The organism is Lachnoanaerobaculum sp. ICM7 (genome assembly GCF_000287675.1).
Classification (GTDB): domain Bacteria; phylum Bacillota; class Clostridia; order Lachnospirales; family Lachnospiraceae; genus Lachnoanaerobaculum.
In genome coordinates this window covers 40,806-50,290 of record NZ_ALJL01000033.1, presented here as the reverse complement: position 1 = coordinate 50,290, position 9,485 = coordinate 40,806, and the positions used below count along the sequence as shown (strand labels likewise).

Sequence of the window (9,485 nt, the reverse complement as noted above, 5' to 3'; positions counted from 1 at the left end):
AGATGATACCGGTGTTGGATATTATAGACGGTTTATATATAAGTATAAAGTATTGGAATAGAGGCAGGAGATTGGCCATTGTGTCTGCCGTTTTTACCTTTAGCGAAATATTGTTAGTATTGTGGATTTATTTGGCATATAGATTTTAGGTATAATCTTGTTTAAATAAGTACGGAGAAAATAATTTGAAGAAATTTCAGCCTGTTTTAGATATATTCTATATAATTTTAATATATGCATGGCTATGCTTTAATATAATTGTTTTGCATCAAATCTTATCGGAATCAGATGTAAGTATTCCTACTGTAATTGTTGCGGTGAATAATATATTGTTTATTGTGGTATATGTAATACTTATCAGAGTACAAATTATAAATATACTGGAAGCTATAAAGACAGAGGATATAGATTACTGTATAAATAACTATTTCTTTTATAAATACACACTTATGCCAATTATGTTAATTGGTAGAGGTCTGCCTGTTTATATTTGCTTATTCGGAGTTGGAGCCTTTTTTTTGGTATTTTTATTACCGTTTGTCATTATTACTTGGCCATTTATAATTGGTATGTGGATTTTACTACCTGTACTGCTGGTATGCACAACTGTAATAGAGTTGCCATGTTTTATATTAACTATTTGTATTTTGGACATTACAAGGAAGCAAAAGAAGATGACTTTTGAGAGAAGTTCAATGCACTTTATACTTCAACTGATACCGGGAATAGATTTGATAGACGGATTGCATATAAGTACAAAGTACTGGAATAAGGGCAGGATGCTTGCAAGGATAACTTTAATATGTGTTGCTGTAAGTATATTAATTGGAATATTGATAGATTTGTTTTCCAGATTTGTAAAGTAACTTGAATAATCTATGATAGAATAAAATAGTTTTGTATAAAAGAGGGGGCTGTAACGTAATTTTTTATAAGTTACAGCCCATTTTATATTTAATGATTTTTAGGTATAAGTTCTTCTCTTACCATTCCATATTCTATTACATTTTCATTATCATCATATGTAAAGTATAGATAATCAGATAAACCGGAGGTTAGTCTATAATAATAAGTATCCGAAGTTTTTATTCTAGGTTCTCCAAGGTAGTCCACAACACGCGATTTGTTTAAAACTCCATTTTGCTCAGGTAATAATCCTATACTGAGTGGGAAAAACTGTTCATATATGATTTTTTTAAGTGGGCGAACTGAAATCTTTGTAACAGTTAATAGATTATCTTCAGTTTTTCCTTTTTCGAGCCTAAATGTTATAGTGCTATCTTCGGAAAGATATATATAATTATTTCCATTTTTTTCATTAGGTTCTTTATATCTTTTAATGAGCACTTCTTCTTCAGAACCGAGGACTACACCATTAAGGTGAATTCTATTGGCAAATATGGCGTTATCATAATCTAATAAAATATCATAACGGCTTTTATCTTCTCTGGCACCAGATATATCACCTATGTGCTTTATAAAGTTTTCTCTTGCAAGTTTTAGAGTAAGAGGTTTTGAATCATAAAATTCCTCAGGTACAGAAATCTCATAATTTACATATGATATGGAATCATTGGCTATTATTAAAAGCAAAGCATTATTGTCAAGCCTTGGAAATATATATGGTGAAGAATGCAAAGGATTTTCATCTATGCCGGGTGGTGTTAAATCAATATCATAAAGCCTGGATGCGATTGCACCTTCATAAAATTCATCATATTTGATTGTGATGGTCGAAGAGTCATTACTTAACTCCACATCACTAAGTTGTATATATTCAGCTATCTCAGGGAGTTTGCTGATGATATTTTTTAAGCTGTCCTTATCAGTATTTTCATTAATAGTTAACTCATTTAAATTTTCATACGGAAAATAGGTACTTTCTGATATAGAAAGTTCGTTATCTATTGAAGTTTGAGTTATATCACTTTTGGCTGAAGTGGTAGGTTTTTCTTCTGTTGAAGTTTCCGGTGTTGAGAGAGATTCACTTTCCTGTGCAACAGAGGTGGTATTACTATCTTTTGGTGAATGGCATCCTGAAAGTGAAGACATTAAAAATGATAATAAGAATAAGGCAAATAGCTTCTTTTTCATTATAAATTCTCCTAAAAATATATTTGAAGTTTACTCACGTAAATACTATCATTAAATATATGGATTGTAAATATGGAGAAAAACTTCTAAACTAAGCGTTAGTTCAGAAGTTTTTCAATGTATAGTATACATAATAAATATTATTTATTAAATACCAATAATACAGATGTCGTATATTTTTTATAGTACGCGAATCTTTTGTCACCATGTACACATAGGTATCTCAATTATTGATAGTAGTAGAGTTTTGATATTTATATAGTGGAAATACCTTGGATTTAGACTCTACTTTATAAATAGTGCAAATTTCTCATAAAAATCCAACCACATTGGATTTTTTACTCTATTATCAATGTAGAAGGCCTGATATAGTATATATATCAAATAAAGGAGGTGATTCCGGTGTGAAAGATACAAATAGTATAGGTGGAATGATAAAGCGTTTTATTAAAAATCGAAACAGAACGGAAAAACAGATTGCAGGCGAACTTGGAATTAAAAATACCACGTTTTCGGCACAGCTTAATCACGATACTGTAAGTGCAGAAACACTTTTTAAATTATCGGTATTACTTGATATGGATCTGAACTGGATGAAATATGCTCTGGGGTATCATGGTCCGGTAGGCTTGCTTGAAAGAGAGCAGATACCGCGAATGCAGGAAGATTTTAGAGAGAATGAGCGAGAGTTTGTTTTACATAGGATTGATGATTTGATAAATCTGAATCCTGAGAGCACTGCAGATGTAAGAAGAGAACTTCTTAAGGAATTTCATGATAATATGTTCTATCTGTTGGACGTACTCGTTCCAGAAGAATTCGAAATCTTTTTAGTAGTAGAGAGAGGTAAGGCAAAGTACTATGTTGATACAAAAGAAGCGCTACCAAAGAGGATGTCTTCTTTTGCAAGTATGCGAAATAAGCCGATTGCATGCTTGAAAGACGGAAATAATGCATTGAATATTGTTATTGAAGATAGAAAGGATGAGTTATGTATATAATATTTTGTAATATTGCATATTTGAGATACTATGACGGACGTGTTGCAGGAGAGATAAAGCCGAAAACAGGAGGCAGATGGGTTCAGGAAAATGAAGATGCACATGAAAAGTGGAACTTCCTAAATATGGACGGGCGTTGCTATGGCTTCGTTAGAACTATTGGAGAGGAATTTCATATAGAGAAATTTGATAAGAAGTATCGCCATTTTGATGAGACAAATAATGTACTGGTTGTTTGGTGTGCCGTGCATCCTGAAAGAGGTACAGTAGTCGTTGGATGGTATGAGAATGCAACTGCAAACAGATTTTTAAAAGAAATGCGTTGTACACCTGCAAGCGGTATTGACAGATCTTATTGGTTTGAATGTAAGGCAGAGGATGCATATCTTTTACCGGAAGATAAGAGAACCTTTACTGTTGGAAGAGCGGCAAAGGATGGAACAGGAAAGGGATTCGGACAATCCAATGTGTGGTTTGCACAATCAGAATATGCTAAAGAGAATGTTATTCCTGATGTGTTGGAATTTATAAATTCACATAAAGAAGACAGAATCAATACATTGACAAAAGAATTTCTTGATACCGGGGATAAAACTCCTCTTACAAAAGAGGAAGAGCAATATGCAAACGAATTAAGCGATGATCAAAACCTGGAATACCTGCCATTAGGATATAGGATGTATGCAAACAATCCGACTGCAGATAACGCTTATGCCATTGCAATCTCTTTAAATAACTGTTACCAATATTCTATGGCAATACCTTGGTTTGAAAAGACTGTTGAATTGGACCCCGATGATATAGAGGCAAGAGGAAAACTGGCGTATATATATCAGCAAGTAGAGATGTATGATAAATCTACAGAAACAGCTAAAGATTTGCTGGATAGAATACCTGATGAAGAAACCGACTTAAGGGATGAGCTTCATTGTATAGTGGCGGATAACTACTATTTTGATAACAAGGTTGAAGAGGCAATTAAATGGCTGGAGCTTGTTTTGAAGGAGAGTAAGAATAAAGATTTGATTTCTTATGCAGAGGATATGATTAAAAAATGGAAAAAGCTTTTGGAATAACTTGGGTTAATTGTTTGATATAAAAAAGAGTTAGTGAGATAAAAAGGCCACCTATGAAAGTTTAAAAACTTTAGGTGGCTCTTTATCATTTTAATTTAGTTTCCTGTTGGTCCTACACTTGCCTGTGTGGAAACGGCTGCTGAAGTTTCAGGACTTGATGTTGTCTCGGGAACAATCTGAGACATAGCACCTGAAGCGTCTATACGATAGTCTGTACCGTTTACATTTACTGTTGTATTGGAAAGCATCTTTCCGCTTTCATCAAAATAGTATGAAACATTGTTGACATTTATCATGCCTCTTGTCATGCTTCCTGAATTGTTCATGTAATACCAGCTTTTATCTACATTTATCCAACCTGTCTTCATAGCACCGCTTGGAGAAAGGAAATATCTTTGATTGTTTTGATCAAGCCAGCCTGTTTGCATCTTGCCTGAGCCGTCCAAATAGTACCATGTATTTCCGTCATTTATCCATCCGGTTCTTAGAGAGCCTGACTTGTCTATATAATACCAGTCATTGCCATCCTTTAACCAACCTGTCTTCATAGCACCCGAGTCGGTAAGGAAATATCTGTTCTTTCCGTCATTTATCCAGCCCGTTTGCATTTTACCGGTGTTATCCGTGTAATACCAGGTGTTCTTATCATTGATCCAACCTGTTTTCATAGCACCGTTATTATCCATATAATACCAGGCACCAGAATCATTCAGCCAACCCTTATACATAGCACCTGACTTGGTGAGGAAATATCTTGAATTTCCGATATCTGTCCAACCTGTCTGCATCTTACCTGTATTGTCCATGTAATATCTTTGGTTACCGGTATCTATCCAGCCTGTCTGCATTCTACCGTTGTTATCCATGTAGTACCATGTGTTATTGTCATTTACCCAACCGGTAGTCATAACACCTGAAGGAGCAAGAAAATATGTATTTTTACCGTCTACAAGCCAACCTGTCTGCATTTTACCGTCTTTGTCGGCATAGTATCTCTTGTTTCCGTCATTTATCCAACCTGTAATCATCTTGCCGTCAGTGCTGTCAAGATAGTACCAGTCTGAATTTTCCTTGTACCATCCTTTTTTTGTGGCACCGTTTTTTAACGGATCCAGATAATAGCTTGCATTATTTGAAGTAAACCAACCTGTCTTTGCCGTACCGTTTGAATCCATATAGTAAGAATTGTTGGAGTCATGTACCCATGAATCCTTTACCATATTGTAGTCTTTGTAATAATATCTCTTTCCTGCAATAGTTCTCCAGGTATTTGCAGGAATCTTATCGGAAAAAGATTTATATTGGAAGTCAATATCTACATTACCTTTTATACCGTTTACCTTACCTGTACTTGTAGCCTGCCAGATAACAGGATCCGGATATGAATGCTTTACATTATATCTGGCAACCCAGATATCGTATTTTTTCAAGGCATTCATATCAAGCTTGTTTGCAATCCAATAGTCATTTGCATATACGATAGGATAATATCCTGCGGCTTCCACCTTATTACAGAATGTCTTTATTATAGCTGTAAGCTCGTCTTTTGGAAGTTTACCCTGTGTATTGGCATCCTCCACGTCAAATGCTACAGGATATGAAATAGGATAGTCCTTTATTATGTCCAAAACAAAGTCAGCCTCTGCATCAGCCTGTGCGACTGTCATTGCATAGGAATAAATATATACTCCGAGCTTTATACCTCTTTTGTTTGCTTCAGTAAGATTTCTTCTTATAACAGGGTCAATCTGACCTTTGTATCTGGTTCCGTGTATGATGAACTGAACATCATCTGCGGCAACCTTATCCCAGTCAACATCACCTTGATAATGTGAAAGGTCAATACCTCTTGCAACTACTCCGGTAAGGGATGATCCGTCAAGCATTTGATATACTCCCGGTGTTTGCATTGTCCATTCATTGGCTGCAAATGATGTAACCGGACTAAGCAAAGACAGCGCAAGTGACAAAGATATAGCCGTTTTTATAAATTTATTTAAATGCATTTTGTACCTCTATTTCGGTCCGGATGTTTCACCGGGTTTTAAACCTACTTCATCCTTGCTTGAAGAAGAACTTTGTGCATTCTTTTTGCTCTCATCAGCCGGACTTTTCGCTTCTTCTTTATTATTTTTCGCTTTTGCCTCATCAAGCGGTGAAGCGGGAGCTGTTGTTTCTTTGCTTCCGGGTTTAGCTTCGGCAGAAGCCTGGGAAGCTGAAGAGGAAGAAGAACTTGAAGATTCGGTTTTTGCTCCGGGTGCAACTGTAGGTGCCTCATTAGCGGCTGCAGTAGGTGCTGCCGTACTGTTTTTACCGTCTGATTTCTTTGTTTCGGATATAGCATTAGTGACACTGCTAGGAGTGCCACTAAGATTTGTACATACACCATTTGCATCAAATGTGTATTCTTTTCCTTCTATATTTATAGATTTACCGGTTACCATCTTTCCGTCGGCATCAAAGTAATAATACTTGCCGTTTGATTGCAACCAACCGGTGATCATATGACCTTTTTCATTGAAATAGTAAGATGCACCGGAAATTTTCTTAAGACCGAATGTCATTTTACCGTGATTTTCGCCTTCAGCTTCTTCCATATAGAACTTATGAGTACCGTCATTTATCCAACCTGTTTTCATAGAACCGTCAGCATTGAAATAGTAGTAAACGCCGTCGATTTGATTCCATGATGTATACATCTTTGCGGAACTGGAGAAATAATAGGTCTTATCGCCAACTTTTGTCCAACCGAAAGCGGCTCTTCCGTCAGGCTTGAAATAATACCACGCACCGTCCATCTGTCTCCAACCTGTGGCCATGACACCTGTGCCCTTAAGGTAGAAGTAGTTTGAATCGCTCTTTAACCAGCTGTTTTGTACAAGGTTTCCGCTGCTGAGCGTGTAATACCAGTCATTATCAACTTTGAACCAGCCTGTAGCCATTATTCCGTTAGACTTAAAGTAGTACCATTTGGAATCGATTTTCTTCCATCCGGTCACCATAACGCCTGTAGACAAATCCATATAATAATACCCGTTTGAAGACGGGAGCCAACTTTTGTGCAATTGTCCGTTGTCATCGAGATAGGTCCAAGTACCGTTTGACTCTTTCCAACCGTTTGCAGCATATACCGCAGAAACGGCAGAAAGTGAAAGCAAGCCGCTTATCATACCTGTAACCAACATTTTTCTGATAGTATGTTTCATATGTCCTCCTTTTATTAGATTATCCGGGAATAAAACTGATTTTAATCTCACGATTCCCTATATCAAGTTATTATAGCATCTTAGTCAACAATAAAATAGTTCCTATATTATAACAAATATTTACGATTTACAGAACATCATTTTATCATCTTTCATCTCAAAAATATTTTTGTATAATTTTTTTGAAAATAAGTTTTTAATTTAACAATGATACTGATAAAAACAACACGGATATAGACAAGTAAGAATTATATAGGTATAATAAGAAAACCGAAAAAAATTTAGTATAAAATGCAATATTGAAAGTTTTTGAGGGTTTGGAGTATAGTAGGAGGTATGAGATATGGAAGCCTTAAAATATTTGTCACTGATTTCGCAGGTCGGCTTTACCATGGTTACACCGATTTTACTATGTACTTTTTTGGGTATGAAATTGGAGGAAAGATTTCACTTTCCGTTTACTCTGATATTTATGCTTATAGGAGTGATAAGCGGATGTATGTCGGGGTTTAGACTGATCATGAATACCATAAAAAAGATGGACAAAAAGAAAGAAGAAAACCTGCAAAAACAAGAAAATACTTTTGTTTTGCCAAAGAGAGAAAGTAGGATTTTTAAGAATAAGGATGAATAAGGAAACAAGAAGAACATGCTTTTATATGGGTATGGGAGTTTTACTTTATGAAATCATTTTGAGCCTGGCGGCAATTCCCTTTGCCGGAATTATGAAGTATTCCGTTTATCCGATTGAACTTGGGATACTTATAGGTAGTGTTTTGGTAATAGGCATGGTCATTGATATGGGAATATCCACAGAAGACAGCCTGTATGGGGGGAACCCTTCTTTTGCACAGAGAAAGATTATGATTCATTCTTTGCTTAGGAAGGCGGCTTTATTTATTGTTGTAGCAATATTTTGGAACAGTAGATACATAAATGCACTCGCGATTGTCATATCTGTTTTCGGACTGAAATCGGGTGCATATATGTATCCATTGTTTAAAAAAATATTTGAAAAAAGAAGAAAGGAGGAGACATGAGCTTAAGTATTTTAGCTGAAAGTGCAGCCGGAAGCAAAAATTTGGATTTCATGATCCATGGCCTGTATAAGTATAAGCTTTTCGGACAGGAACTCTATTTGACTACGACTACAGTTTCCTTATTGATTGTTGTCTTATTGATTACAATATTTGCAATTTTTGCAAACAGAGCAATAAAGGCGGCTGATCCGTACAATGTCCCGAGCGGATTTGTAAACTTTTTGGAATGTGGTATTGAAGCATTAGAGGGAATGACCGATACTATACTTGGTGCAAACAAGGATAGATTCTTAAACTATATAGGAACAATCTTTATCTTTATTTTTGTTTCTAACTTCAGCGGTTTGCTCGGACTTAGAAACCCGACAGCGGATTATGGTGTAACTTTTATGCTTGGATTTTTTACATTCTTAATAGTAAATTTCCAGGGTATAAAGAACAGAAAGTTAAAACATTTTACATCGCTCTTTGAGCCGATACCGTTGCTCTTTCCGATAAATGTTATCGGTGAGATAGCAAACCCGATATCTATATCATTGCGTCTTTTTGCAAACGTGCTTTCAGGTGTTTTGATCATGGGGCTTTGGTATGGTATGATGCCGATCTTTTTAAAGATTGGTGTGCCGTCATTCTTACATCTGTATACAGATGTATTTTCAGGAGCACTACAGACATATGTTTTCTGTATGCTCAGCATGGTCTATATCAATGACAAATTAGAATAGTTCATTGAATAGTAAAATATTTTCATGGATTTAAGTGAGGAAGTGCCTCACTTGATATCATATATTTTGGAGGTTATTTATGAATATGACAGGACAGGATTTTATATTTGGTTGCTCCGCTATAGGTGCGGGACTCGCAATGATAGCAGGTATCGGACCGGGTGTTGGACAGGGTATTGCAGCAGGACATGGTGCGGCTGCAGTAGGTAGAAACCCGGGAGCAAGAGCGGATATCACATCAACAATGCTTCTCGGACAGGCCGTTGCCGAGACAACAGGTCTTTACGGACTTGTAGTTGCTATGATTCTTATGTTCGTTAAGCCTTTCGGCGCTTAATTTGGA

Annotated in this window: 10 protein-coding genes; 7 read left to right on the top strand and 3 right to left on the bottom strand. The window is 36.0% G+C overall.

Annotated features, from left to right (window positions below):
• Positions 1–185 precede the first annotated feature (185 nt).
• A complete protein-coding gene (locus HMPREF1140_RS11545; RefSeq protein ID WP_009664020.1) occupies positions 186–866 on the top strand; it encodes a hypothetical protein in 681 nt (226 codons plus the stop codon).
• An 88-nt stretch (positions 867–954) separates the two neighbouring features.
• Here HMPREF1140_RS11545 and HMPREF1140_RS11540 read toward each other — a convergent pair whose 3' ends face one another.
• A complete protein-coding gene (locus tag HMPREF1140_RS11540) occupies positions 955–2,094 on the bottom strand; it encodes a hypothetical protein (RefSeq protein ID WP_009664016.1) in 1,140 nt (379 codons plus the stop codon).
• A gap of 404 nt (positions 2,095–2,498) precedes the next feature.
• Between HMPREF1140_RS11540 and HMPREF1140_RS11535 the strand changes: the two genes are divergently transcribed.
• On the top strand, positions 2,499–3,095 hold the full coding sequence (locus tag HMPREF1140_RS11535) for a transcriptional regulator (protein ID WP_009664003.1): 597 nt from the start codon (positions 2,499–2,501) through the stop codon (positions 3,093–3,095).
• Positions 3,086–4,171: a tetratricopeptide repeat protein gene (locus HMPREF1140_RS11530; protein ID WP_009664013.1), complete on the top strand. Its 1,086-nt coding sequence runs from the start codon at positions 3,086–3,088 to the stop codon at positions 4,169–4,171. Before HMPREF1140_RS11535 ends, HMPREF1140_RS11530 begins: the two co-directional genes overlap by 10 nt.
• Before the next feature lie 95 nt (positions 4,172–4,266).
• Here the strand turns inward: HMPREF1140_RS11530 and HMPREF1140_RS11525 are convergent, their stop codons facing one another.
• Together HMPREF1140_RS11525 and HMPREF1140_RS11520 are read right to left on the bottom strand one after the other, a co-directional pair.
• Positions 4,267–6,177 (bottom strand): GH25 family lysozyme, encoded by a 1,911-nt coding sequence (locus HMPREF1140_RS11525; RefSeq protein ID WP_009663983.1) that lies wholly within the window; start codon positions 6,175–6,177, stop codon positions 4,267–4,269.
• A 9-nt stretch (positions 6,178–6,186) separates the two neighbouring features.
• The gene (locus HMPREF1140_RS11520) at positions 6,187–7,377 is read right to left on the bottom strand and encodes a cell wall-binding protein (RefSeq protein ID WP_009663997.1); all 1,191 of its coding nucleotides are present in this window, start codon (positions 7,375–7,377) and stop codon (positions 6,187–6,189) included.
• A gap of 343 nt (positions 7,378–7,720) precedes the next feature.
• Between HMPREF1140_RS11520 and HMPREF1140_RS11515 the strand changes: the two genes are divergently transcribed.
• The 4 genes from HMPREF1140_RS11515 (at position 7,721) to atpE (ending at position 9,479) form a co-directional block, all read left to right on the top strand.
• On the top strand, positions 7,721–8,011 hold the full coding sequence (locus HMPREF1140_RS11515) for an AtpZ/AtpI family protein (RefSeq protein ID WP_007594446.1): 291 nt from the start codon (positions 7,721–7,723) through the stop codon (positions 8,009–8,011).
• Positions 8,004–8,417, top strand: a complete 414-nt coding sequence (locus tag HMPREF1140_RS11510) for a hypothetical protein (protein WP_009664022.1) — start codon at positions 8,004–8,006, stop codon at positions 8,415–8,417. Before HMPREF1140_RS11515 ends, HMPREF1140_RS11510 begins: the two co-directional genes overlap by 8 nt.
• Positions 8,414–9,142 (top strand): F0F1 ATP synthase subunit A, encoded by a 729-nt coding sequence (gene atpB / locus HMPREF1140_RS11505; protein WP_007594442.1) that lies wholly within the window; start codon positions 8,414–8,416, stop codon positions 9,140–9,142. The genes HMPREF1140_RS11510 and atpB overlap by 4 nt, the downstream gene beginning before the upstream one ends.
• Before the next feature lie 79 nt (positions 9,143–9,221).
• On the top strand, positions 9,222–9,479 hold the full coding sequence (gene atpE / locus HMPREF1140_RS11500) for an ATP synthase F0 subunit C (RefSeq protein WP_007594440.1): 258 nt from the start codon (positions 9,222–9,224) through the stop codon (positions 9,477–9,479).
• Positions 9,480–9,485 lie beyond the last annotated feature (6 nt).

Excerpts from the sequence above, each read along its gene's own strand:
- HMPREF1140_RS11540 (WP_009664016.1), bottom strand. The coding sequence starts at position 2,094 with ATGAAAAAGAAGCTATTTGCCTTATTCTTATTATCATTTTTAATGTCT.
- HMPREF1140_RS11530 (WP_009664013.1), top strand. The coding sequence starts at position 3,086 with ATGTATATAATATTTTGTAATATTGCATATTTGAGATACTATGACGGA.
- HMPREF1140_RS11525 (WP_009663983.1), bottom strand. The coding sequence starts at position 6,177 with ATGCATTTAAATAAATTTATAAAAACGGCTATATCTTTGTCACTTGCG.
- HMPREF1140_RS11520 (WP_009663997.1), bottom strand. The coding sequence starts at position 7,377 with ATGAAACATACTATCAGAAAAATGTTGGTTACAGGTATGATAAGCGGC.
- HMPREF1140_RS11515 (WP_007594446.1), top strand. The coding sequence starts at position 7,721 with ATGGAAGCCTTAAAATATTTGTCACTGATTTCGCAGGTCGGCTTTACC.
- HMPREF1140_RS11510 (WP_009664022.1), top strand. The coding sequence starts at position 8,004 with ATGAATAAGGAAACAAGAAGAACATGCTTTTATATGGGTATGGGAGTT.
- atpB (WP_007594442.1), top strand. The coding sequence starts at position 8,414 with ATGAGCTTAAGTATTTTAGCTGAAAGTGCAGCCGGAAGCAAAAATTTG.
- atpE (WP_007594440.1), top strand. The coding sequence starts at position 9,222 with ATGAATATGACAGGACAGGATTTTATATTTGGTTGCTCCGCTATAGGT.